23 protein-coding genes are annotated in these 23,954 nt (G+C 63.4%); 14 read left to right on the plus strand and 9 right to left on the minus strand.

The window, feature by feature from the left end:
• The first annotated feature begins 41 nt into the window (after positions 1 to 41).
• The 5 genes from ACVOLZ_RS06455 (at position 42) to ACVOLZ_RS06475 (ending at position 3,764) form a co-directional block, all read left to right on the plus strand.
• Positions 42 to 1,226, plus strand: a complete 1,185-nt coding sequence (locus ACVOLZ_RS06455) for a tetratricopeptide repeat protein (RefSeq protein ID WP_481515462.1) — start codon at positions 42 to 44, stop codon at positions 1,224 to 1,226.
• Between the two features lie 146 nt (positions 1,227 to 1,372).
• On the plus strand, positions 1,373 to 2,044 hold the full coding sequence (locus ACVOLZ_RS06460; protein ID WP_481513398.1) for an energy transducer TonB: 672 nt from the start codon (positions 1,373 to 1,375) through the stop codon (positions 2,042 to 2,044).
• An 86-nt stretch (positions 2,045 to 2,130) separates the two neighbouring features.
• Entirely contained in the window at positions 2,131 to 2,874 is a 744-nt protein-coding gene (gene exbB / locus ACVOLZ_RS06465; protein ID WP_057629874.1) for a TonB-system energizer ExbB, read from the plus strand.
• 47 nt (positions 2,875 to 2,921) lie between these two features.
• Positions 2,922 to 3,350, plus strand: coding sequence for an ExbD/TolR family protein (locus tag ACVOLZ_RS06470; RefSeq protein WP_057629873.1), 429 nt, complete (start codon positions 2,922 to 2,924; stop codon positions 3,348 to 3,350).
• A 3-nt stretch (positions 3,351 to 3,353) separates the two neighbouring features.
• Positions 3,354 to 3,764, plus strand: a complete 411-nt coding sequence (locus tag ACVOLZ_RS06475) for an ExbD/TolR family protein (protein WP_282268368.1) — start codon at positions 3,354 to 3,356, stop codon at positions 3,762 to 3,764.
• A gap of 1,239 nt (positions 3,765 to 5,003) precedes the next feature.
• On the opposite strand, the gene ACVOLZ_RS06480 is transcribed toward ACVOLZ_RS06475, so the two are convergent.
• From ACVOLZ_RS06480 to cls, 3 genes are all read right to left on the minus strand, one after another.
• Positions 5,004 to 5,771, minus strand: a complete 768-nt coding sequence (locus ACVOLZ_RS06480) for a pyridoxine 5'-phosphate synthase (protein ID WP_481515463.1) — start codon at positions 5,769 to 5,771, stop codon at positions 5,004 to 5,006.
• Positions 5,768 to 6,079: a hypothetical protein gene (locus tag ACVOLZ_RS06485; protein ID WP_481515464.1), complete on the minus strand. Its 312-nt coding sequence runs from the start codon at positions 6,077 to 6,079 to the stop codon at positions 5,768 to 5,770. The genes ACVOLZ_RS06480 and ACVOLZ_RS06485 overlap by 4 nt, the downstream gene beginning before the upstream one ends.
• Positions 6,080 to 6,256: 177 nt before the next feature.
• Entirely contained in the window at positions 6,257 to 7,717 is a 1,461-nt protein-coding gene (cls, locus tag ACVOLZ_RS06490) for a cardiolipin synthase (RefSeq protein WP_481515465.1), read from the minus strand.
• A 396-nt stretch (positions 7,718 to 8,113) separates the two neighbouring features.
• Between cls and ACVOLZ_RS06495 the strand changes: the two genes are divergently transcribed.
• The 6 genes from ACVOLZ_RS06495 (at position 8,114) to ACVOLZ_RS06520 (ending at position 13,787) form a co-directional block, all read left to right on the plus strand.
• Positions 8,114 to 8,629 (plus strand): MarR family winged helix-turn-helix transcriptional regulator, encoded by a 516-nt coding sequence (locus ACVOLZ_RS06495; RefSeq protein ID WP_481515466.1) that lies wholly within the window; start codon positions 8,114 to 8,116, stop codon positions 8,627 to 8,629.
• Entirely contained in the window at positions 8,626 to 10,794 is a 2,169-nt protein-coding gene (locus ACVOLZ_RS06500) for an FUSC family protein (protein ID WP_481515467.1), read from the plus strand. The genes ACVOLZ_RS06495 and ACVOLZ_RS06500 overlap by 4 nt, the downstream gene beginning before the upstream one ends.
• Positions 10,784 to 10,993, plus strand: coding sequence for a DUF1656 domain-containing protein (locus tag ACVOLZ_RS06505; RefSeq protein WP_481515468.1), 210 nt, complete (start codon positions 10,784 to 10,786; stop codon positions 10,991 to 10,993). The genes ACVOLZ_RS06500 and ACVOLZ_RS06505 overlap by 11 nt, the downstream gene beginning before the upstream one ends.
• 14 nt (positions 10,994 to 11,007) lie before the next feature.
• Complete coding sequence (locus ACVOLZ_RS06510; RefSeq protein ID WP_481515469.1) at positions 11,008 to 12,006, plus strand: HlyD family secretion protein; 999 nt, start codon at positions 11,008 to 11,010, stop codon at positions 12,004 to 12,006.
• Between the two features lie 64 nt (positions 12,007 to 12,070).
• Positions 12,071 to 13,162 carry a PA0069 family radical SAM protein gene (locus ACVOLZ_RS06515; protein WP_481515470.1) on the plus strand — a complete coding sequence of 364 codons (1,092 nt, stop codon included), beginning with the start codon at positions 12,071 to 12,073 and terminating at the stop codon, positions 13,160 to 13,162.
• A 238-nt stretch (positions 13,163 to 13,400) separates the two neighbouring features.
• Entirely contained in the window at positions 13,401 to 13,787 is a 387-nt protein-coding gene (locus ACVOLZ_RS06520; RefSeq protein ID WP_481515471.1) for a hypothetical protein, read from the plus strand.
• A 14-nt stretch (positions 13,788 to 13,801) separates the two neighbouring features.
• Here the strand turns inward: ACVOLZ_RS06520 and ACVOLZ_RS06525 are convergent, their stop codons facing one another.
• The 4 genes from ACVOLZ_RS06525 to ACVOLZ_RS06540 form a co-directional block, all read right to left on the minus strand.
• Positions 13,802 to 14,110 carry a hypothetical protein gene (locus ACVOLZ_RS06525; protein ID WP_481515472.1) on the minus strand — a complete coding sequence of 103 codons (309 nt, stop codon included), beginning with the start codon at positions 14,108 to 14,110 and terminating at the stop codon, positions 13,802 to 13,804.
• 143 nt (positions 14,111 to 14,253) lie between these two features.
• On the minus strand, positions 14,254 to 14,958 hold the full coding sequence (locus ACVOLZ_RS06530; RefSeq protein ID WP_481515473.1) for a 2OG-Fe(II) oxygenase: 705 nt from the start codon (positions 14,956 to 14,958) through the stop codon (positions 14,254 to 14,256).
• On the minus strand, positions 14,955 to 15,380 hold the full coding sequence (locus tag ACVOLZ_RS06535; protein WP_481515474.1) for a nuclear transport factor 2 family protein: 426 nt from the start codon (positions 15,378 to 15,380) through the stop codon (positions 14,955 to 14,957). The genes ACVOLZ_RS06530 and ACVOLZ_RS06535 overlap by 4 nt, the downstream gene beginning before the upstream one ends.
• A gap of 166 nt (positions 15,381 to 15,546) precedes the next feature.
• Entirely contained in the window at positions 15,547 to 16,560 is a 1,014-nt protein-coding gene (locus ACVOLZ_RS06540) for a class 1 fructose-bisphosphatase (RefSeq protein ID WP_481515475.1), read from the minus strand.
• A 287-nt stretch (positions 16,561 to 16,847) separates the two neighbouring features.
• Here ACVOLZ_RS06540 and ACVOLZ_RS06545 point away from each other — a divergent pair, with 287 nt between their 5' ends.
• Complete coding sequence (locus tag ACVOLZ_RS06545) at positions 16,848 to 18,083, plus strand: MgtC/SapB family protein (protein ID WP_481515476.1); 1,236 nt, start codon at positions 16,848 to 16,850, stop codon at positions 18,081 to 18,083.
• A 305-nt stretch (positions 18,084 to 18,388) separates the two neighbouring features.
• Here the strand turns inward: ACVOLZ_RS06545 and ACVOLZ_RS06550 are convergent, their stop codons facing one another.
• Positions 18,389 to 19,591: an amino acid aminotransferase gene (locus ACVOLZ_RS06550; protein ID WP_481515477.1), complete on the minus strand. Its 1,203-nt coding sequence runs from the start codon at positions 19,589 to 19,591 to the stop codon at positions 18,389 to 18,391.
• A gap of 175 nt (positions 19,592 to 19,766) precedes the next feature.
• Between ACVOLZ_RS06550 and ACVOLZ_RS06555 the strand changes: the two genes are divergently transcribed.
• Together ACVOLZ_RS06555 and ACVOLZ_RS06560 are read left to right on the plus strand one after the other, a co-directional pair.
• Complete coding sequence (locus ACVOLZ_RS06555) at positions 19,767 to 21,887, plus strand: TonB-dependent receptor family protein (RefSeq protein WP_481515478.1); 2,121 nt, start codon at positions 19,767 to 19,769, stop codon at positions 21,885 to 21,887.
• Between the two features lie 254 nt (positions 21,888 to 22,141).
• Positions 22,142 to 22,465 carry a hypothetical protein gene (locus tag ACVOLZ_RS06560; RefSeq protein WP_303750102.1) on the plus strand — a complete coding sequence of 108 codons (324 nt, stop codon included), beginning with the start codon at positions 22,142 to 22,144 and terminating at the stop codon, positions 22,463 to 22,465.
• A 352-nt stretch (positions 22,466 to 22,817) separates the two neighbouring features.
• Here ACVOLZ_RS06560 and adhP read toward each other — a convergent pair whose 3' ends face one another.
• Complete coding sequence (gene adhP, locus ACVOLZ_RS06565) at positions 22,818 to 23,846, minus strand: alcohol dehydrogenase AdhP (protein ID WP_481515479.1); 1,029 nt, start codon at positions 23,844 to 23,846, stop codon at positions 22,818 to 22,820.
• Positions 23,847 to 23,954: the final 108 nt, after the last annotated feature.

The following is a 23,954-nucleotide window of genomic DNA, read 5'->3' on the forward strand; positions in this document are numbered from 1 at the left end:
TTTGAATTTCTACCGCCACGGCGGCCCCTTCGAGGTGAAACATGATCTTCCGCAGCCAAAAGCACGCCGTGCTCTCCATCCTCATCGCCACAGCATTGGGCGGTGTTGTCGTCGCTGACGCTGCGGCGCAGTCGCGCTCGTCCGAGCGTCGTGGCAACAAGGAAAGTGCCAAGGCTGAAGTGCTGTACCCGGAAGCCACCCGCGTGGACCCCAAGGGTAAGGCCTCCTCGAAGATGGGCAGCAAGCTCAACAAGCTGTTTGCGGCCTACAACAAGCAGGAATACGCGGAAACCCGCACCCTGGCCGATGAAATCCTCGCTTCGCCGGATGCCAACGATTACGACAAGGCCGTCGCCAACCAGCTGGCGTCGCAGGGTGCTTACAACCTTGACGACAACGCCGCTGCCAAGCAGTACCTGCAGCAGGCCATCGCACTGAACCAGCTGGACAACAACGGCCACTTCCAGGCGATGTTGATGCTGGCACAGCTGCAGCTGCAGGATGATCAGCTTGCGGAAGGCCTTGCCAATCTGGACAAGTACTTCGCCGAGTCGAAGTCGAACAAGCCGGAAGAACTGATCATCAAGGGTCAGGCGCTGTACCAGAGCGAAAAGTACGCCGAGGCTATCCCGGTGCTGAAGGCGGCCATCGCCGCCTCGCCCGAGCCGAAGGACACCTGGAACCAGCTGCTGATGGCCTCCTACGCCGAAGCCGGCCAGACCGGTGAAGCCGTGAAGGAAGCCGAAGCACTGGCGGCCAAGAACCCGGCCGACAAGAAGGCCCAGCTCAACTTGGCCAGCATGTACATGCAGGCCGACCAGATGGACAAGGCTGCCGCAGTGATGGACAAGCTGCGCGCTGCTGGACAGCTCACCGAAGAGCGTGAATACAAGCAGTTGTATTCGATCTACGCCAACACCGACAACAAGGAACGGGACGTCATTGCGGTGATCAACGAGGGTATCTCCAAGGGCATCCTCAAGCCGGACTACCAGACCTATCTGGCGCTGGCGCAGTCGTACTACTACACCGAGCAGGTGCCGCAGGCGATCGAGGCCTGGAGGAACGCGGCCCCGCTGTCCAAGGACGGTGAAACGTACCTGAATCTGGCCCGCGTTTTGCATGCCGAAGGCCGTATTCCGGAAGCAAAGCAGGCCGCGCGTGACGCATTGGCAAAGGGCATCAAAAACCCTGCCGATGCAAACAAAATCATCAACCTGAAGTAAGCAGGAATAACGCCTGAACGGCTGCATTTTTGATGCGCAGCTGGTCAGGATTGGTATAAGCTTGGAGGTTCCTGCGGTGTCATGCACCGCTGAATCAGGGGTGGCTTCACACCACCACCCCGACCCCACTAAAGAGTTCTTGGCGCATGACGGAACAACTGGTCTTCCACCACAGGTATGACACCCAGAAAGAAACGGGCCTGAGCTGGCCGCGTATCGCGGGTATCGCATTTGTAATCGCACTGCATCTCGCAGCCCTGATGATGCTCCTGATTCCGGCCGTTGCCCCCAAGGCAGCAGCGGAGAAGGAACGCAACGTCATGGTGACGTTGGTCGACGCTCCGCCGCCGCCACCGCCGCCGCCGCCGCCGCCGCCGCCGCAGGACACCCCGCCGCCGCCGGTCAAGAACCTGGCGCCGCCGAAAACCACCGCGACGCCGCCGCCGCCGGAAGCACCGCCGATCGACGTGGCCGAGCCGCGCCCGACCGACGTGGTCACGCCGCCGTCGCCGCCTGCACCGCCGTCACCGCCGGTTGATATCCAGGCCAGCGTGGACATCTCGTCCAAGGCCATGAACCCGCCGCGTTACCCGCCGGCTGCATTCCGTGCCGGTATCCAGGGCGAGGTCATCCTGATCATTGATGTCGATGCCAGCGGCAACGTCACCAATGTGTCTGTCGAGAAGTCCAGCCGCAACCGCGACCTCGACCGAGCTGCAATGGAAGCGGCGCGTAAGTGGAAGTTCAACCCCGCCCAGAGCGGTGGATCGAAGGCAGCTGGTCGCGTCCGCGTCCCGGTCAACTTTGCGCTGAGCTGATCCATGGGGCGGCTTTGATAGCCGCCACCAGGTCAGGTCAACATTAGCTATACCCTTTAACACCACACACAACAAAGGTAAGCGTCATGCTGCAGGAAATTTTCATCGCCGCTGCTGCCGGGGGCAACGCAAACAACGCTCTCTCGCAGATGGGCTTCGAGCATCTGATCCACGAAATGACCACCAAGCCGGGCGACTTCGCCGTCTCCTGGGTTGTTCTGTTGACCCTGGTGATCATGTCGGCCATGTCCTGGTACTGGACCGTCATCAACATCTTCCGTACCGCTCGCCTGAAGTCGGCAGCTGATCGCGTGCCGTCGCAGTTCTGGGATGCCCCGAACGCACAGGACGCCATCCGCGCCATGGAAGAGCAGCCGGCTTCGGAGCCGTTCTCCAAGATCGCTCTGGACGCAGCCCAGGCTGCTGCCCACCACCAGCAGGCTGGTGCGTCGGAAACCCTGAGCCGTTCGGAATTCGTTGACCGCGCCCTGCGTCAGGCCGTGACCCGCGAATCCAACAAGCTGCAGGGCGGCATGATCCTGCTGGCCACCGTCGGTGCAACCGCTCCGTTCGTGGGTCTGCTGGGTACCGTGTGGGGCATCTACGGCGCGCTGATCAAGATCGGTGCAACCGGTTCGGCCTCGATCGACGCCGTTGCCGGCCCGGTGGGTGAAGCACTGATCATGACCGCCATCGGTCTGTTCGTGGCTATCCCGGCCGTGTTCGCCTTCAACTTCTTCAGCAAGATCAACAGCGCGACTGTCAGCAAGTTCGACACCTTCGCTCACGATCTGCACGACTTCTTCGCCACCGGTTCGCGCGTTCGCTAATCCGGCAGCTTAAGTAAGTCTTCGCAACGATATAGACGGAGCCCGTTATGGCTTTCAGTAGTGGTAACAGCAGCGGCCCAATGGCCGACATCAACGTCACTCCCCTCGTGGACGTGATGTTGGTGCTGCTGATCATCTTCATCATCACGGCTCCCCTGATGTCCCATAAGGTCAAGGTGGAGTTGCCGGAAGCCAACCTGATCCAGAATCCGGATACTGCGCCTGATCGCAAGAATCCGATTACGGTGGCGGTCAAGGAAGACGGCAAGCTCTACTGGAACGACGAAGAGGTCTCCAAGGAGACCTTGGAGTCACGTTTCGCGACCGCTGCACAGCAGACGCCGCAGCCGCCGTTGAATCTGCGTGGTGATAAAACCACCAAGATGAAGGTGATCAACGAGGTCACCAAGATCGCGCAGGGTCAGGGCATGCTGGATGTCGGTTTCGTTGCCACCAAAGACAAGCAGGGGCAATAAGACATGGCATTCAGTAGTGGTGGAAACAGGGGCCCTATGGCCGACATCAACGTCACGCCCCTCGTGGACGTGATGCTGGTGCTGCTGATCATCTTCATCGTTACCGCGCCGATCATGACGTATCCGATCGCCGTGGATCTGCCGCAGCGGGTTATCAACCCGCCGCCGCAGCTGCGTGAGCCGCCGCCGCCGATCGACCTCCGCGTCGACGCCAGCAACCAGGTTTACTGGAACAACAGTCCGGTGAACGTGGGCGACCTGCAGCAGAAGATGGAAGAAGAAGTACAGAAGGATCCGACCAACCAGCCGGAACTTCGCATCGAAGCAAGCCCGGATTCGGAGTACGACGTCATGGCCAAGATCCTGGCCCAGGCGAAGAACGCTCAGATGAAGAAGATTGGCTTCGTGCAGTAAGCAATACTGCAGTACCAAGTCATGACGCGACTGGAAAACGCCCTCCTTGTGGGGGCGTTTTTTTTTGCTTTTCAAATCCTCTCCGTTTACGGAGTGAGGGGCAGCTTGCGAACCATCGCTTCGCTGCCTGTCGTACGCTCTTGTACCAGCAGCACCGGCACCGGGGTGTTTGGGGAGGGCTAGCGGGATCGGATCAGCTCCAGCGGCTGGCCAGTGGCTTCTTCGAAACCGGGAAAGAAGCCGTCAAGCGGGTCCAGAAGCGCTTCAAACCGCTTTGTCCATGTTTGAGGAGATGGTGATTCCACTCCCCAAGACTGGGCGCTGGGGGGAGCAGCACTTACAGATGAGTCTGCTATCGCAGTGACTTACCCACAGCCGCCTGTGGATAGGGAGCCGCTGTACCGCAGAACTTGAAGAAACCACGAGCCGGGCCTGTGGATTACTCTGCAATGATCCACGTGGGAGCCCATCGACATTGATTCCGTGAGCAAAGCGAACGACTGTCTGGCACTGTGGATATCTTTGATCGGGCAGGCATCGCTGCCCCTCGACCCCACCGCCCTGCCCCACTGATAGCGCTCTGTGGATAAGTATTGCCACACTCGCGCAGTGCCTGGCGATCGATGACCTGGCTGCGGAAGTTGCGCAGGTGCAGCCATCGCTGCGACTGATCCTCTGAAACTGCAGAGCGATGCACAGCGGGCTGGGTAAAAGCGCAGTTTGGAGAATGCGAATCTTCGGTCACTTATCGCTCTAGTGACGGAAAAACTTCGCAAAATCCCATAAAAAATCAGTACTGATGATCTATCCGAGCGCAACGGATGGGCTCTGGAAGCAGTTGTGATCACGGGTGGCCTGTCCAGCCTGCAATCGCTATAGGAACGCTCCCGCTGAGACCAGCGGCTACAACAAACCAAGCGCAGACACTTCCAGTCGATCAGCAGCCTGTGGATAAACTATCAGCCGCACGCGTCGTGAGTCAGCGCGGACCTGGTCATGGAGTGCTTCCAGACCACGCTTTCCAGCCGATCCACAACCCTGAGTGGTTCAGGCAAAACCCTACGAATCGCTGTGTGAACGTATGTGGATAAGTGTGTGGATGTAATTTCACCTGGCCCGGCAAGCGGGGGCCTCGATACGGTGAAGGTGCTTTCATGCAGCGCAGCGATCCAGCTAGCGGCCAACAAGCAATCCGCGGCGTTCAGCTGTCGCTGCTTTCTCAAGCAAATCGCCGCTGACTCAGCTGCCCAGGCTCTCAGCTTCGGCAATGGCTGCCAGATAGCCTGCCACGCTTGCTTCCAGCCCGGTGTACAGGGCCTCGCTGATCAAGGCGTGGCCGATGGAGACCTCCAACACGTTGGGGACGTGGGCCAGGAACGCCGCCAGATTGGACTGCGACAGGTCATGGCCGGCATTGACGCCCAAGCCAGCGGCCTGGGCGCGGCGGGCTGCATCGGCGAACAGCGCCAGGGATTGCCAGGGATCGCCAGCGGCATATGCTTCGGCGTACGGTCCTGTGTATAACTCAACGCGATCGGCACCGAGCACGGCGGCCTGGGCGATGTCGGGATTGCCGGCATCCACGAACAGACTGACCCGGCACCCATAGGACTTCAGTGTGGCGATCAACGGCCGCAGGCGCTCGCCATCACGGCCGAAGTCGAAACCGTGATCGGAGGTGAGCTGGCCGTCGCTATCGGGTACCAGCGTCGCCTGCGCCGGGCGGGTCTGCTCGCACAGCTCAAGCAGGCCGGGGTAACCCTCACGCGCCGGTGCGAATGGATTACCCTCGATATTGAACTCCACCCCATGCTGCTGGGTGAGCGCGGACAGCAGCAGCACGTCAGCAGCGCGGATGTGGCGCTGATCGGGGCGTGGATGCACTGTGATGCCGTGAGCGCCCGCACGCAGGCAGGTCATTGCTGCCCGCACCACATCCGGATCATTGCCGCCGCGCGAATTGCGCAGCACCGCAATCTTGTTGACGTTGACGCTGAGTACGGTCATGGCTGCGGCAGTTCGCGGTCGCCGGCAGTAGCCGAAGGCGCTGCGGGTGTCTGTGCAACAGGAGCGAGCGGCGTGGCGGCGGGATCAGCCTTGGGCTGCAGCTGCGCGCGCAGCGCCTGCAGTTCAGCGGCATGCAAAGGACGCGGTGCCGGGCTCACGCCGCCAAAGCGGTCGACGTACAGTCCCTTTGCCCACAGCAGCAGAAACACCAAGGCAGCCAACAGGGCCAGGACCAGCAGCCAGCTTTGAGTGGTGGAGAAGGCGAGCAGGAACGCCCCAAGCGCGAGCAATAGAAACAGCCAGTACATGACGATCTCCCTATCAGAGGCGTGCAGTGTAACGGCGCTGGCAGCACAGGTTCCATGCATGGACAGGGGTTTGCCCGCTGTACCGGACAGCCGGTAGGTTCAGCGAAACAAGCGGACTTGTTCAGGGAGTTTCGGTCGGAATCAAACCATTGCAGACCCTTGCCAGCGGTCCCTGCCCTATAGCAATGGCGAAGCCAGCCGCGCGAAGGCTTCCGGCAGTCGCTTGCGCCACAGCGAGCGGTCGCGAATGAGCTGCACCTCCTCGGCGCTGTCGAATTCAGCCCGCAGGATGACTTCCAGTTCGCCGGTGAGCTTGAGGTCGGTGTACATCATCGACAGTTCGAAATTGAGCCGGAAGCTGCGGTGGTCGAAGTTGGCGGTGCCGACGATGCAGGTGTCCTCATCGGCGATGAAGGCCTTGCTGTGCAGCATGCGCGGCCCGTACTCGAAGATGCGGACGCCGGCTTCCAGCAGCTCATCGAAATAGGAGCGCGCTGCCAGCGTCACGAATTTGGAATCGCTTTGCTTCGGAACCATCAGGCGTACGTCCAGGCCACCGAGTGCCGCCGAGGTCAGTGCCATGCGCGCGGCCTCGCCGGGTACGAAGTACGGCGTCACCAGCCAGACCCGGTGTTTGGCCTCCTGGATGGCGGCCACATGCAGACGATGGATGGGCTCCCAGGCCGAATCCGGGCCGGACACCAGCACCTGTGCATCGATGCTGCCCTGCGCGCGGCTGGGCACATCGGCGGGGAACAGATCTTCGCGCTCGAACAGCTCCGGGCCCTGCTCGGTGGCATAGATCCAGTCTTCCAGGAACACCAGCTGCAGGCTGTGGACAACTTGCCCGCGGATGCGCATATGCAGGTCGCGGTAGGCATTTGGATTGCGGCTGTCGTCTTCCTCGTCGGTGACGTTGATGCCGCCGGTGAAGGCTACCTCGCCATCGACCACCACCAGCTTGCGGTGGGTGCGCATGTTCAGCCACGGCCGCTTCAAGGGCTTGAGCAGCTGGCGCGGGTGGAACCAGGACACTTCGGCGCCGGCTTCGAGCAGCGGCCGCAGGAACTTCCTGCCGACTTTCGACGAACCCACCGCATCCAGCAGCAACCGCACCTTGATGCCGGCGCGGGCGCGTTCCACCAGCGCATCGCGCATGGCGGTGCCGGCATGGTCCGGCTCGAAGATGTAGTACTCCAGGTTGACGTGGCGACGTGCCCTGCCGATCGCGTCGATGATGGCGGCATAGGTCGCCGCACCATCCAGCAACCAGTCGACATCGGTGGCGGTGCTCGGTGACAGCCCGGTGGTGGCCTGCCCTACCCGCGCCAATTCGGTGCAGTTGGCATCGGGCGGACACACCGCGTCATAGCTGCTCATGCCCTCGCGCGAACGACCGCGGCGCAGGCGCTGGCGCACGATCTTCTGCGGCCCGAACAGGTAGAACACGAACAGACCAATGTACGGCAGCGCCGCCAGCGACAGGATCCAGCTCAGCGTGGCCACCGGCTCGCGCTTCTGCAGCACGATGTAACAGGCCAGTACCAGCAGATAGCTAAGGTAGGCGACGGCCAGGATCTGGGCGACGTGGGGAGTGCTGGACAGACTTGTCCACAGGTCTTGGAGGGCTTCGCGCATCCGCCGATTCTAGCCATGGCTGATGACGGCAGGGGCCATCTGTTTTTTGTAGGAGCGGCGTAAGCCGCGAAGCCATTGCTGGCTCCGGCGCCGAAAGCGCTAGGCGGCCATGGAATCGGGTATGCGCTCTGTGCGGCGGGATTGTCAGCTTCGCGGCTCACGCCGCTCTTACAAAAACTGCGATGCATCCGCCGATGACATAACCCCCGTTGTTGTGGGAGCGGCGTAAGCCGCGAAGCAACTGCTGGATCCGGCGCTGAAAGCGCTAGGCAGCCATGTAGTCGGCTAGGCGCTTTGCACGGAGGGATGGTCAGCTTCGCGGCTTACGCCGCTCCCACAAAGGCGAGTCCCAGTTTGTGCATTGCATCATTTAATACATAAATGTAATATACCGAGATGGATAAACCCATCCCCGCCGCTGGCGGCTACGCCAGCATCGACCAGAAGCTGGCGATCAGCAGTGCCCGTCACCCCGGTTTCCCGCGCGACCAGGCCATGCTGGCGCGGCTTATCAAGCTGGTGCACAAGCTGTTCTGTGACCACGGCAACCAGCTGATGCGTGAGTACGGAATCTCCCACCCGGAGTACAACGTACTGATGATGCTGGATGGCTCCGAGCAGGGCCTGAGCCCGTCGGAGATCAGTGAGGCCGCCAGCGAGAAGTCCTCCAACGTCACCCGCCTGATCGACCAGCTGCTGGCCAAGGGCCTGGTCAGCCGTGAGCCCAGCGACGAGGACCGGCGCAAGCTGGTGGTGCGTTTGAGCCAGGCCGGCGAGCAGCTGATCGAGCAGGTGATGCCGGCGGTGATCCAGCAGCTGCAGCGCTTCTTCAGCGGCGTCGAGCCGGCCGAACTGCGCCATACCGAAACCGTGCTGACCCGCATCCTGATGGGCCTGGAACAACAACCATGAGCTCCCGACCGGTTGAGTACGCGCCGGGCGCGTCCAGGTCCCACAGTAACAACTGGTTGCACACCTTCGCCCAGGCCATGAGCGGTGAACGCGCGGTGTGGGCGTACATCGGCAAGGTGTTGGTGGCCTTGTACCTGTCCGGCTGGATCGCGATGCGGCTGGGCATGAGCTCGCCCGGCACCGCGATGATCACCGTGCTGGTGGTGATGAACCGCAATACCGGCATGGTGCTGGCCAAGGCCTTCTATCGCGGCCTCGGCACCGTGGTGGGCTGCGCGATGGCGGTGCTGATGGTGTCGCTGCTCCCACAAAGCCCGGTCGCCCTGGTGACGGCAATGGCGCTGTGGGCCGGTTTCTGTGCCGGTGGCTCGGTGTGGAGCCGTGGCATGGCCTCGTACGGTTTCGTGCTGTCCGGTTACACCGTGGCGATGATCGTATTCCCGGTGCTCAGCCACCCGCAGAACATCCTCAACAGCGCGCTGGAGCGCACGGGCGAAGTGCTGCTGGCCATGGCGGTGACCAGTGTGGTGTTCGACGTGCTGTGGCCCAACCGCATGCGTGCCGGCCTGCGCGCGGCCGATGACGGCAACCTCAATGACTTCCTGGGATTTGTCGCCGATGCGATCAGCGGCCGCCTGCACGGCTTTGAAGTGATCGAGCGCACCCAGAGCCGGGTGGTGCAAGGCGCGATCAACTTCGAAGACCTGCGTGCCATGGCCTACTTCGACGACCCGATCCTGCGCAGCAACAACGGCCAGCTGAAGCTGATCAACCAGCATTTCATGGCGGCGACCTCGCGCTTCCAGGCGCTGCACCACCATATCGATCGCCTGCATCGCAGCAAGGACGAAGCCCTGGTCGCGGCTATACGGGCAAGCCTGAAGCCACTGTCGCAGCTGCTGGACGACAGCGCGCTCCGCGATGACGTCCCTGCCCTGGCCAAAGCATTGCGGTACTGGTGCGAGCAACTCGATGGCGTATTTGCCCGCGAACGCCGTGCGCTGCCGGAGGCGCAGCGGGCTGGTTTTGATGCCAGTGCATTGCTGGTGCGCCGTTTTGCCGAAGAGCTGCAGGCTTATCTAGGCGCCAAGGCGCGAATGGAAACCGGCAACGGCCGCCTGCGGGCACGCGCGCCGCGCTTGAGCAAGGTGCGCTTTACCCGCGCCAACGACTGGTATGCGATTGCCCTGGCCGCGGTGCGCTGCTTTGTGGTGATGCTGGCACTGTCGCTGCTGTGGCTGAGCAGCAGCTGGAACCAGGGCGGCCTGGCGGTATTCGGCATGGCGGCTTTGGTGGCGATGTCCTCGGCCGCGCCGGATCCATTGTGGGTAGTGCGTCGCGCCACCATCGGCCATCTCATAGCGCCGTTCTTCGCGGTGCCAGGCTTCATCGCCATGGCATTGGGATCGGACTTCCCGATGCTGGTGCTGCTGACCCTGCCATCGATGATCGCCTCGCTGTACATCTCCACCCGGCCGCGCTTCGCGGTGACCGGCCTGGCGTTGAATGTCGGCATCCTGGTCTCGTGGAACATGGGCCCGCATTTCCATCCCAGCGCGCAGAGCTATCTGGACAACTCATTGACGCTGGCGGTCGGCGCCTTCATCGCCACCGGCGTGTTCATGCTGGTGCCTGGCCTGCCCGGCAGCAAGCAACGCCAAAGGCGCCTGCTGGAGCGCCTGCGTGCGCAGGTGCAGTTGGCGGTAAGCGCACCGCTGCCCGGGCTGCTGCCGAAGTTTGAAAGCGTCAGCCGCGAACTGTTCCAACAGGTAGCCAGTCGCACCGCGCCGGGTAGCCGGCCGTCGCGGCAGTTGTTCGAGTGGGCCTTGCTGGTGCACGAAGCCGGGCATTGTGCGATCGATCTACGCCATGACCTTGCCGAGCAACAGCTTCCAGCCACGCTGCACGCCCGGATCGAACAGGCGCTGGCACAGCTCGGTCAGCTTTACCGCGAACCGCAAGCCCGCACCCTGCACGATGCCAAGGCCAGCGTGCAGGCCGCACTGAGTGAGTTGACCGGCCCGCAACCGCAGGCACTGCGCGCTGTGCGCGATCACCTTTACCTGCTGCAGATGAGCTTGGACGACAGCGCCTCGGTGCTGGCCGCCTATGTGCAGCGTTCCCGCCGCCAGCAACGCCTGAAGGAGGCCCGCCATGCCGTTTGAAGTTTCCATCGGCGATATCTACTTCCCCGGCTCGCTGGTGCTGGTGGTGCTGTTGCTGCCGCTGTTCGGCCTGCTTGATTACGGCCTGGGCCGGGTTGGCCTGTACCGCCGCGCGCTGCACCCCTCGCTGGTGCGCGTTGCCTTGTTTGCCAGCATTTACTGCATGGCCTTGTTGTTGTTCCTGCCGCACTTTTCCTGATTGAGGATGTACCGATGAAAACCGCCAGCCTGATACGAGGCGGTGTCACCACGGTGGTGGTACTGCTGGCCGCAGTGCTTGCCTATGTGGTCTGGCACCAATACATGCTCAGCCCGTGGACGCGCGATGCGCGCCTGCGTGCCGAGGTGGTGCGCATTGCGCCGGATGTGTCCGGCCTGGTCACGGAAGTCGCCGTGCACGACAACCAGCTGGTCAAGAAAGGCGAGCTGCTGTTCGTCATCGACCGCGACCGCTATGCACTGGCGGTGGCCAAGGCCGAGGCCGATCTGCAGGCTGCCGAAGCCGCTGCACGCGCTGCCGGCGCCTCGATCTCGGCGGCCAGCGCTGGTGCCAGCGCCAGCCAGGCCGAGTTCCAGATGCGCCAGGAACAGGCCCGGCGTCGCGCCCAGCTCGACGGCATCGTCTCGCGTGAATCGCAGGCTGATGCACGCGCCGTGGCGCAGGCCGCACAGGCCAGCTGGAAGCAGGCACAGGCCAGCGCGCATGCCGCCAGCGCCAGCAGCCAACAGGCCAGTGCCGCCCTGCAACAGGCACGGGTGACACTGCAGCAGGCGCAGCTTGAACTGGCTCGCACGGAAGTGCGCGCAAGCGCCGACGGCACCATCACCAACCTTGACGTGCGTGTAGGCGACTACGCCGCCGCCGGTCAGGCACGGATGGCGCTGGTCGCCAGCGAAGGCATGTGGGTCTACGGCTACTTCGAGGAAACCAAACTGCCGAAGATCCATCGCGGTGATGCCGTGGATATCCGCTTGATGGCCGGCGGCGTGCACCTGCAAGGCAAGGTCGAAGGCATTGCCACCGGCATCGCCGATGCAGCTGGCCCCACCAGCAACAACCTGCTGGCCGAGGTCGAACCCACCTTCAACTGGGTGCGGCTGGCGCAGCGCGTGCCGGTGCGGGTCAGCATCGATCCACAGTCGGTACCGGCCGATGCGGTGCTCAGCGCCGGCATGAGCGCCACCTTGGTGATCAAGCCCAAGGCCGGCTGAAGCACGATCCGGATGAATGCGGGGCGTCGCAGATCCTGCGACAGCCGCGCGTTAGCGTAGGCGCATGCCTACCCCGATCAAGGGCCGCGGTGCCAGCACCTACCTGCCCGGCCGTTTCGAAACCCAGACCAGCGAAGCCGTCGATGACGGCTGGGCGGTCGATGAGAGCGAGGAATTCGCTGCCGCGAGGCTGCGCACCGACGTGCGCCCGGAAACCGCGCGCAGCATCATCAGCCGTAACAACTCGCCGGACGTGGGCTTCAGCCAATCGGTCAATCCGTATCGCGGTTGCGAGCACGGGTGCTCCTACTGTTTCGCGCGGCCGACGCATGCCTACCTGAACCTGTCGCCGGGGCTGGATTTCGAAACCAAGATTTTCGCCAAGACCAATGCCGCCGAAGTGTTGCGGCGTGAGTTGTCCAAACCCGGTTATGTGCCGCAGCCGATTGCCTTGGGCATCAACACCGATGCGTATCAGCCAATCGAGCGCAAGCTGGGCATCACCCGCCAGCTGATCGAGGTGATGCAGGAAACCAGGCACCCGTTCTCGCTGATCACCAAGAACGCGCTGGTCGAGCGCGACATGGATCTGCTCGCGCCGTTGGCCGAGCAGCAACTGGTCAGCGTGCATTTCTCGGTGACTTCGCTGGACCCGCATCTGTCAGCCAAGCTCGAGCCGCGTGCGTCGGCACCGCATGCACGGCTGCGTGCAATGCGCCGCTTGAGCGATGCCGGCATCCCGGTAGGCGTGATGGTGGCTCCAGTGATTCCGTGGATCAATGACGCCGAACTGGAATCGGTGCTGGAAGCCTCACGCGATGCCGGTGCCAGCAGTGCCGGTTACGTGTTGCTGCGCCTGCCCTACGAAGTAGCACCGCTGTTCCGCGATTGGCTGGATGCGCACTATCCACAGCGCGCGGAACACGTGATGAGCACCATCAACCAACTGCGCGGCGGCAAGGATTACGAAAGCCAGTTCGGCAAGCGCATGCGTGGCGATGGCGTGTATGCGGACCTGCTTGCAAACCGCTTCAAGCTGGCCAGCAAGCGCCTGGGTTTCAACGCATCGCGGCAACAATGGCCGTGGCTGGATTGCAGCAAGTTCATCGCCCCGCTGCCGCCGAAGAAGCCCTCGCTGCAGGGCGAGTTGTTCTAACCGCGCCACTGTAGTGCCGAGCCATGCTCGGCAGCGCGCGGTGTCGATTGTTGGAGCGGCGTAAGCCGCGAAGCCGATAGCAATGAAATTGCAGGTATCCACATCGCGGATCGATTGTCAGCTTCGCGGCTGACGCCGCTCCCACAAAGAATTTTGCTGGTAAAGCTCCAGCGGAGCATGGCTCCGCTCTACAGGTAGTGCGTTACGCTGTCGCCTGAATTTCGTTGGCCATGAAACCATGCGCAGGCAATACCACTTCCGTCAGAGCGAGGCAGGTTTGTTGGCCTGGGACGTGCATCGTTTGATTGCACTGAGTCGTGACCTTCCGGTTTCCTGCATCGCGCTATCAGCGGTCGCCGAGCTGGACGAAGCCTATTGGTGGGACGCCGACTCACCGCCCGCGACATGCAGGCAGGTGATCGAGCATATGCAGCTGGTTGAAGCCGCGGACCTGCAGTATCCGATCATTCTCTGTCCGCAGGGACGGGTGATGGATGGTATGCATCGCGTGGCCAAGGCATTGCTGTTGGGGAAGAATGAGATCGCAGCAGTACGCTTGCTGGAGCTGCCTACGCCGGATCATGTCGGCGTTGACCCGGACGATCTCTGCTACGACGAGATTTGAAGAAAGCGCATCCATCAGTCCCCACCGCCGCCACCTCCGTCGCAGGAAACTGCATCACTGCAATCGCTTCCGTCGGCAATGTGATGGCCAGAGATATCGCCAACCATCATGCCGGCGTCAGTTGCCTGGCCGCGCGCAGCGGCAGGCAGCAAGGATGTGGCGAATGCCAAGCACAGTACTGCACCGATGACCGGTAACAGCCAGACCACAGCGAGCTGGAGCAGGCGTTGCGTACCGGTCTGATCGTTGATGCGGAAGATGAAGAAGCTGGCAATCAAATTGAGCAGAACTACCAGCAGCGCAAACAATGCAAGCCATTTCATTGGTGGGCACCTCTGTGATGACGCAAGGTTGCAACAGTCTCTGTAGTGCCGAGCCATGCTCGGCAGAGGCCTTACCGGGAAAGCCCCAGCGGAGCATGGCGCCGCTCTACCCAATAACGAGCTTTCCGCAGGAATGGTTGCAACTAGCCTCCCTCGCCATACAAGCGCTGCGCCGACTGGAACAATATCCAACTGGTCGCAATGAACTTATCCCCACCCTGCGGGCGATTGCCACGATGGGTATGGGTGAATGCCGTAGGCGCAATCAACAAACTGCCAGTACGCGGCACCACCTTGCGTTGCTGGAACAGGAATTCGGTCTCGCCATCCTCGAAGCCGTCGTTGAGGTATAGCGTCCACAGCAGGTGCCGATGCAGTGTTTCACCGCCTGGATCGCGCGGGAACAGCTCACAGTGCCAGTAGGGATAGCCGCCCTCGCCTGCTGTGTACCACTGCAGGTTGATTGCGCCGGGGCGCAGGCAGGTGCGCGCGAGCTCGGATAGCGCGGCATCGTTCATACCTTGGAAATCATCCGCACGCAGTCGTCGCGCCTGGCCTTGCGCATCGGGTACTTGCAGCATCAAAGGCGAAATCAGAACCTGTGGATAACGCCGCAGGTACTGCAGCATGCCGTTGAACACCGCCTGCTGCAGACGCTGCTCGACATCGCGCCAGCCCTCATTGCCGCTGATGCGCAGGTCGTGGCTGCGTTTGAGTTCGGGAAACACACCGCTACCGACCTGGCCGGGTTTGAGCTGTGTGCTGTGGCGCAGACGTTCGACGATGGCTGCGCAGTCGGCGGCGGTCAGTGCGTTGTCGTAGACCTCGATGAAGTCGGGCACGCTCATTGCGTGGCTTCCAGCCGGGAGGAGTGCGAGGCCAGCATCTGCCATTGGCCGTCGCGCAGCAGCCAGACGCGGGTGAAGCGGAACCTGCCTTCCCAGGGTTTGCCATCGCTGATGGCGGCTTGCACGCTGGTGCCGGTGATCACCGCGGTGTCGCCATGCTGGCGGACCTGCACGTCTTCGTTGTCGATGCGGGTGTTGCGGCGCTGGCGCGTTGCCAGCTCGTGCAGATAGTCGGCCTTGTGCTGCACGCGGCCATCGGAATGGGTGAGCAGCCAGTCGTCGGCTAGCAGTGGTGCTAGCGCTTTGGCATCTCCTTGCAGGCGCAGTTGGTTCCACGCCGTATCGGCTTGTTCAAGCGTTGCCGGTGTCTGTGCCCAGGCCCAGCCGGGGAGCAACAACAACAGCAGTATCAATGTGCGCATCGACGGTATCTCCGGAGAGCTACCGCCGATGGTGGCGCGAACCGCCCCGCATGTGTAGTGCCGAGCCATGCTCGGCAGGGGCTTTCCAGGTAATGCCTGAAAGGCCTCAAAAACCAACCCCTCCCCAACCCTCCCCTTGCCTGCGGCAAAGGGAGGGGGCAGAAGCTCAGCCCTGCAGGTCGTGCTCGCGGTGGTAGCGGGTGGCTTCGGCTACTTCGTTCTTCGAGCCGAGGAACACCGGCACGCGCTGGTGCAGCTGGGTCGGGGCGATGTCGAGGATGCGCTCGCGGCCGTTGGTGGCGGCGCCGCCGGCCTGTTCGACCAGCAGCGACATCGGGTTGGCTTCGTACATCAGGCGCAGCTTGCCGGCCTTGGACGGGTCCTTCTTGTCCCACGGGTAGATGAAGATGCCACCGCGGGTCAGGATGCGATGCACGTCGGCCACCATCGAGGCAATCCAGCGCATGTTGAAGTCCTTGCCGCGCACGCCGTCCTTGCCGGCCAGCAGGTCAGCCACGTAGCCCTGCATCGGCGCTTCCCAGTGGCGCTGGTTGGACATGTTGATGGCGAATTCCTTGGTGTCGGTTGGCACCTGCATGCCGCGCTGGGTCAGCACGAACTCGCCGGTTTCACGGTCCAGGGTGAAGGCGTGGGTGCCATGGCCGACGGTCAGGATCAGCATGGTGCTGGGCCCGTAGATGCAGTAACCGGCGGCGACTTGTTGGGTGCCCGGCTGCAGGAAGTGCTCGTCGCCTGGCTTATCCACACCCTTGGGCGAGCGCAGCACCGAGAAGATGGTGCCGACCGAGACGTTGACGTCGATGTTGGAGCTGCCATCGAGGGGATCGAACAGCAGCAGGAAGTCGCCCAGCGGGTATTCCGACGGCACCGGCTGGCTGTGATCCATTTCCTCGGAGGCGCAGGCGGCCAGGTGGCCACCCCAGGCATTGGCTTCGAGCAGGATCTCGTTGGAGATCACGTCGAGTTTCTTCTGCGCCTCACCCTGTACGTTGCCGGTGCCGGCATCGCCCAGCACGCCGCCCAGGGCGCCCTTGCTGACAGCGATCGAGATGCTGGTGCAGGCGCGGGCGACAACGGCCACCAACTGGCGCAGGTCGGCGTTGATGCGCTTGGCATGCTGTTCTTCGATCAGGAAACGGGTCAGCGACGTACGGGACATGGACGGCAACTACCTTCAGACGAAAGGGGCGCTATTGTCGCGGCTGGCTCGGCTTTTAGCGAGCCGTGGCCAGACTTTGTCTTTCTGTGGACAAATCTGGACAGCGCCTGCCAGCCGATGCGCTGCGCAGTTGCCGTGGCGGGGGAAAGCCCAGCCATGGCGGGCGTAAGAGGCTTATCCACAAGCGTTTGGGGATAACTCCAGATCGGAATGAGATGTGGATAAGTCCGTGGGTATTGGCTTTATCCACAGGCCTCGTACCATTCAGGTCCTTGCTGGAGAACACGATGGATTGGAACCAGGCCACACACGGTTTGCTGACTGCCTTGGGCATCGGCCTGCTTATCGGCGCGGTGCGCGAGCGCCAGCACGGTGGCCGCAAGAGCCTGCAGGCCGGCGTTCGTACGCATGCGCTGTCGGCCTTGTTGGGTGCGGCAGCGCTGATGCTGGGCCAAGCGGTATTCGTGGTCGCGCTGCTGGCGGTGGCGGCGCTGGCGTGGACCAGTTACCGGATCACTTCGCGTGAAGATCCCGGCCTGACCGGTGAAATCGCCCTGTTGATAACTGTGCTGTTGGGCGGCTTGGGCATGCAGCAGCAGACGCTGGCGGCAGCGCTGGGCGTGGTGGTGGCGATCCTGTTGTGGGCGAAGGCGCCATTGGCGCGGCTGAGCCGGGAAGTGATCAGCGACCAGGAAGTGCGCGATGCCCTGCTGCTGGCCGCCTGCGCATTGGTGGTGCTGCCGATGCTGCCGGATAGCGCGGTCGATCCCTGGGGCGTGCTGGTGCCGTCCAAGCTGTGGCAGATCGTGGTGCTGGTGATGGGCGTGGGCATGCTCGGCCATATCACGCTGCGCGCGGTGGGCGCGCGCTGGGGTTTGCCCGTGGCCGGGTTCTTTTCGGGCTTCGCCTCATCTACCGCGGCAGTGGCTGGGTTTGGCCGCAGCAGTCGCGCTGCGCCGGCCTTGGTGATGCCTTCGGTAGCGGCGGCGTTATTGGCTAATCTTGCTTCGTTATTGCTGTTTGCCGCCGTTATCGGCACAAGTTCGGCGACGTTGCTGAAAGCGTCAGCATGGCCTTTGGCGGCGGCGTGTCTGGTTTTGTTGCTGTGCTCGGCGTTGGGGCTGCGCCATGTGGCCGATGAAGCGGTGCCGCAAGGGCCGGCAAGCAAGGCCTTCCAGTTGAAGCACGCCCTGCTGATCGCGTTGGTGATTGCGGTGGTGCTGCTGTTGTCCGAAGGGCTGCGGCAGTTGTTCGGGCAGGCCGGTGCCCTGGCCGGGGCGACGATTGCCGCCTTGGGTGAGCTGCACGCGGCGGCGGCGAGTATTGCCGGGCTTACCGCTTCTGGTGGCCTGGAGTTGGCGCAGGCGCGTTGGGGTGTGGTGGCGCTGCTGGCCTCGGCGTCGTTGGCCAAGTCGGTTTTGGCGTTTGCCAGCGGTGGTGTGCGCTATGGGGCTGGTGTGGCGATTGGGCTTGGGGCGATGGTGGCGGCTGCGGTGCTGGTTACCTGGCTGGTGCCGGGGTAGCTGTTGGATATCCACAGGGGGGTGTGGATAAGGCTTTGGGTAATGGCAACGGCAAGAGCTGGAGCAACGGCACCCCTCCCCAACCCTCCCCTGCGCTTGGCGCAAGGGAGGGGGCTAAGCTGCAGTTCGCGAAATGGCGAGGGCTGCAGCTATTGCCCCCTTCCTTTTCCGTAGGCAAGGGGAGGGCTGGGGAGGGGTGCTTTAAAGCTCTGAAGCCTTTGCTCCACAGCCTTATCCACAACCCTCAAGCCACAAAAAAGCCCGGGTTTCCCCGGGCTTTTCATCACATCAGCAGCAACGCTGCATCAGCCGCGGCTGACTTCGTAAACCGCCTTGGCCACGTAATCCAGGTTGTTCTGGCTCAGCGCGGCAACGCAGATGCGGCCGGTGCCGACGGCGTAGATGCCGTAGTCGTCACGCAGCTTGTCTACCTGTGCCTTGCTCAGGCCCGAGTAGGAGAACATGCCGGCCTGTTGCTGGATGAAGCCGAATTCCGGCGCGCCCAGGGCGGCCAACTTCTGCACCATGCCAGCACGCAGAGCGTGGATGCGCTCACGCATTTCGGTCAGCTCGGCTTCCCACACGCCACGCAGCTCGCCACTGTTCAGCACGCCGGCGACAAGCGCGGCGCCGTGGGTGGACGGGCTGGAGTAGATGGTGCGGATGATGCGCTTGACCTGCGACTGCACGGCCTTGGTCGAGGTTGCATCCGGGCCCACCACCGACAACGCACCGACGCGCTCGCCGTACAGCGAGAACGACTTGGAGTACGAGTTGGCGACGATGAAGCTGTCGATGCCGGCCTCGGCGACGATGCGCACGGCCTGGCCGTCCTGGGTGATGCCCTTGTCGAAGCCCTGGTAGGCCATGTCGATGAAGGGGAACAGCTGACGGTCCTTCATCAGCGCAGCAACCTGCTTCCACTGCTCGGTGCTCAGATCGGCGCCGGTCGGGTTGTGGCAGCAGGCGTGCAGCAGCACCACGGTGCCCGGCTGCAGCTTCTGCAGGTCGGCCAGCATGCCGGCGAAGTCCAGGCCGTGCGCGGCGTTGTCGTAATAGGTGTAGTCGACCACGTCAAAACCGGCGGCGCCGAACACGGCGCGGTGGTTTTCCCAGCTCGGATTGCTGATGGCGATGGTGGCGTGCGGCAGCAGGCGCTTCAGCAGGTCGGCGCCAACGCGCAGCGCACCGCTGCCGCCAACGGTCTGCGAGGTCGCGACGCGGCCAGCGGCCAGCAGATCCGAAGCTTCGCCGAACACCAGCTTCTGGGTGGCCTGGGTGTAGGCCGGCAGGCCGTCGATGGGCAGGTAACCGCGCGGCTTGGCCTCGGCGGCCAGCGTCTGCTCGATCTGCTTGACGGCGCGCAGCAGCGGAATGCGGCCGCTTTCGTCGTAGTAGATGCCCACGCCAAGATTGACCTTGGTGGTGCGGCTGTCAGCGTTGTAAGCCTCGGTCAGACCCAGAATCGGGTCACCAGGTACCTGTTCCACGTTTGCAAAGAAGGACACGGCGATACTCGTATCAGTGGCGGGGAGTGGGGGTGCTCGGCGCGGGATGCAGCAACGACGCGCTCAGAACCGCATCATCCTAACAGGGCTGGAGCCCGCTGGCCGTAGGGTTTCAGCTGGAACTTCAGCGCGCAGGGCGATGTCACCGCCTCCGAAGATCGGGGATGATGCCCGGATGCGGACTTGTAATCGGTTTTTCGTGTTCTACGGGCTGTTGCTGGCATGGCCGGCCATGGCTGATGAGCTGCCTGCCACCAGCCTGGATCGGGTGCTGGTTCAGGCGGCCAAGGTCCATGCGGTGGATGATTTCGACCTGCCCGCCGCCAGCACCACGCTGGCGCTGGACGCCGACAGCAATGGCCGTGGCGCGCAGCTTTCCGAAGTGCTGGGCGCCGTGCCCGGCTTGCTGGCACGTGACCGGCAGAACTATGCACAGGACACCCAGCTGTCGCTGCGCGGCTTTGGCGCGCGCTCCACCTTCGGCGTGCGCGGGGTGCGGCTGCTGGTCGACGGGGTGCCGGCGACCATGCCCGATGGCCAGGGGCAGCTTTCGCACTTCAACGTATTTGGTGCCGATCGGGTGGAGGTGCTGCGCGGGCCGTTCTCGGCGCTGTACGGCAATTCCTCCGGTGGCGTGCTGCAGCTGTGGAGCGCGGACGGGCAGGACGGCGATCCGTGGCGGCTGCGCAGCAGCCATGGCAGCAACAATACCTCCAGCACCGGCGTGCAGCTGAAGGGCCTGGCCGGGGCCTTGCACTACAACGTGGCGGCCAACCATTTCCGTACCGATGGCTGGCGCGAGCACAGCGCGGCCCGACGTGAATCGGTGAATGCGCGCTTGGGCTTTGATCTGGCGGCCGGCCAGCGGTTGGAACTGTTGTTCAACGGTTTCGATGCGCCGCATGCGCAGGACCCGTTGGGGCTGAGCCGTGAGCAGGTGCGCGCGAACCCGCGCCAGGCCACCGCCGTGGCTACCCAGTACAACACCCGCAAGTCGGTGCGGCAGACGCAGCTCGGTGCGGTCTACAGCGCCGAGCGTGGTCAGCAGACCTGGCGGCTGATGGGTTATGCCGGGCAGCGCGCGGTGGAGCAGTTCCTGGCGATCCCGCCGGGGCCGCAGAACAGTCCCCTGCATTCGGGCGGGGTGATCGACCTGGACAGCGATTACGGCGGCGTGGACGCGCGCTGGGCCTGGCACGGGCAACTGGCTGGCAAGCCGCTGGAGTTGGTGGTCGGCGCAAATGCCGACCGCCAGCAGCAGCACCGGACCGGCTACGAGAACTTCATCGGCAGCACGCTGGGCATCAAGGGCCGGCTGCGTCGTGACCAAGACGACCGGGTGCAGAACATCGACCAGTTCGTCCAGGCCTGGTGGCAGTTCAGCCCGCGCTGGTCGGCATTGCTGGGTGCGCGCCACAGCGAGGTGCAGTTCCGTTCGCGCGACCGCTACATCACCGCCACCAATCCCGATGACAGCGGCAGCCGTGATTACTCGGCGACCACACCGGTGGCGGGTCTGGTGTTCCGTGCCAGTGACGATCTGCGCCTGTACGCCTCGGCTGGGCGGGGCTTTGAAACACCGACTTTCAATGAGCTGGGCTATCGCGCTGATGGCGGTGCAGGTCTGGCCTTGGATCTGGCGGCCGGCAGCACTCGCAATTACGAGATCGGCGGCAAATGGCGGGCGCAGAGCGGTGCGCGCTTGGAGCTGGCACTGTTCCGTGCCGACAGCGATGACGAACTGGCGGTGGCGACCAATAGTGGTGGCCGCAGCAGCTATCGCAACATCGGTGCGACCCGGCGCCAAGGCGCGGAACTGAGCTGGCAGCAGCCGATTGCTGCCGACCAGCAACTGCAGCTGGCCTATACCTGGCTACAAGCCAGCGTGCGCGATGCCTACCTGACCTGTACCGGCCTGCCCTCGCCCTGCACCCAGCCCCGCAACCTGGTAGCTGCGGGCACACGTTTGCCGGGCGTGCCACGCCAGCAGTTGTTCGCGCGCTGGCAATGGCAGCCGGGGCCGTGGCAGTGGGCGGCCGAAGTGGTGGCTGCCAGCGACATCGGCGCGAACGATCTGGGCAGCGCCGACGCAGCCGGTTATGGCCTGCTGAACCTGGAGATGGCGCGGCAATGGGCCACCTCACGCGGGCCGCTGCGCGCCTTCGCCCGTGTGGATAACCTGCTGGACCAGCGCTACATCGGCTCGGTGATCGTCAACGACGGCAACCAGCGCTATTACGAGCCTGGCCCAGATCGCGGCTTCACCGTTGGCCTGCAATGGCAATGGACGCGTTGAGCAGCCTGGCCGCGAGCTAGGCGCGCTTTGCCCCCTCCCTTTGCCGCAGGCAAGGGGAGGGCTGGGGAGGGGTGCTTCTGCCCCTGATTTTGCCGTTGCACCCACCCAACAACCATCTAAACACCCCGCTCACCCCCAACTAACAGCCCCGGGCGTAACTGTTAGCGCCCAACAGGGAGGGTTGTGCCATGTACCGCCCCGATCGCATCGAACACCCCATTGCACCAACCTTGTTTGGTGCCGATCCCAAGGTGATGCGGCGTGGCCGGCTAAGGCGCAGCCAGCACGCTGCCGACGAAGTGGCGCAGGACTTCGTCCAGTACAGCCTGGATGACTATGCACGGCGGCGGCGTGGTGCACGCGGTTGGCTGGACCTGCAACCGGCCTATGCATTCGCACTGGCAACGCATGCGGCGGATTGGCCGCGTGGCAGCGGCGACACCGATGTGGAGCTTGCCGAGCATTGGGAACAGGCGCGCGGCGGTTCGCGGCTACGCTGGGAGCAGGTGCGGGATCTTGTTGAAGACGCGTGGCTGGCGCTGGATCGCATGCCGGTGGCGGCGGTGCATGCACGCTAGTCGAGAAGGTGGGGGGCTTTTGTGGGAGCGGCGTCAGCCGCGAAGCTGGCGATGCTTGGTTACCGATTGAGATGCAATCTGACGTTGCGTGAGCTCAGCGGCTTTGCTGCCCCCTCTCCTGCCTTCGGCACGCAGCTGTTTTGTGGGAGCGGCGTCAGCCGCGAAGCTGGCAATGCTTGGCTACCGATGGGTATGTAATCTGGAGGTGCGTGAGCTATTGCGGCTTCGCCGCACCCTCTCCTGCCTTCGGCATCCTCTCCCGCAAGGGGAGAGGAGAAGATCAATAGCCAAAGCAAAAAGCAATCCAGCCAGCACACCCCGGGGGAGGTGCGGATGTGCTGGCCGGTTGCGATCAGGCGTTGAAGTCCAACACCACGCGCCCTTCAATCGCACCTGCATGCATGCGCTTGAACACGTCGTTGATGTTCTCCAGCTTGTCGGTGCTCACCGTCGCCGCGACCTTGCCTTCGGCAGCGAACTGCAGCGATTCCTGCAGGTCCAGGCGGGTGCCGACGATCGAACCACGCACGGTGATGCCATTGAGCACCATGCCGAAGATGTCCAGCGGGAAGTCACCCGGCGGCAGACCATTCAAGGACACCGTGCCACCACGTCGCACCATACCGAGTGCCTGCTCGAAGGCCTTGGGCGATACCGCGGTGACCAGAGCACCATGCGCGCCGCCGATTTCCTTCTTCAGGAAAGCGGCAGGATCAGTGTTGCGGGCATTGACGGTGATGCTGGCGCCCAGGCGCTTGGCCAGGGCCAGCTTGCTGTCGTCGATATCCACCGCCGCCACATTCAAGCCCATCGCCTTGGCGTATTGCACCGCCATATGGCCGAGGCCGCCGATACCGGAGATCGCCACCCAGTCGCCGGGCTTGGTATCGGTGACCTTCAAGCCCTTGTAGACGGTGACGCCCGCGCACAGGATCGGCGCGATCTCAACGAAACCCACTTCCTTGGGCAGCAGGCCGACGTAGTTGGCATTGGCCAGCGCGTATTCGGCGAACCCGCCGTTCACCGAATAACCACTGTTCTGCTGCGCTTCGCACAGGGTTTCCCAGCCGCCCAGGCAGTGCTCGCAGTAGCCGCAGGCCGAATACAGCCACGGAATGCCGACGCGGTCGCCTTCCTTGATATGGGTGACGCCTGCACCCACCGCGACCACGTGGCCGACGCCTTCGTGGCCGGGAATGAACGGGGGATTGGGCTTCACCGGCCAGTCGCCTTCGGCGGCGTGCAGGTCGGTGTGGCAGACGCCACAGGCCTCGATCTTGACCAGGATGTCGCCTGCGGCCGGGCGCGGAACGATTACTTCCTCAATCACCAGCGGCTTGCCGAACGCGCGGACCACGGCCGCCTTCATCGTCTTGTCCATCAATGGATCTCCTTTGCGGGGGATAAGTCCAGCTTCGCGCCAAGCTCGGCCTGGCGCCTTGATCCAGATCACGCCCGGCCAGTGCCGACCGGGCGGATCCGGGCTTGG

This window comes from Stenotrophomonas sp. STEN020, from assembly GCF_056760195.1.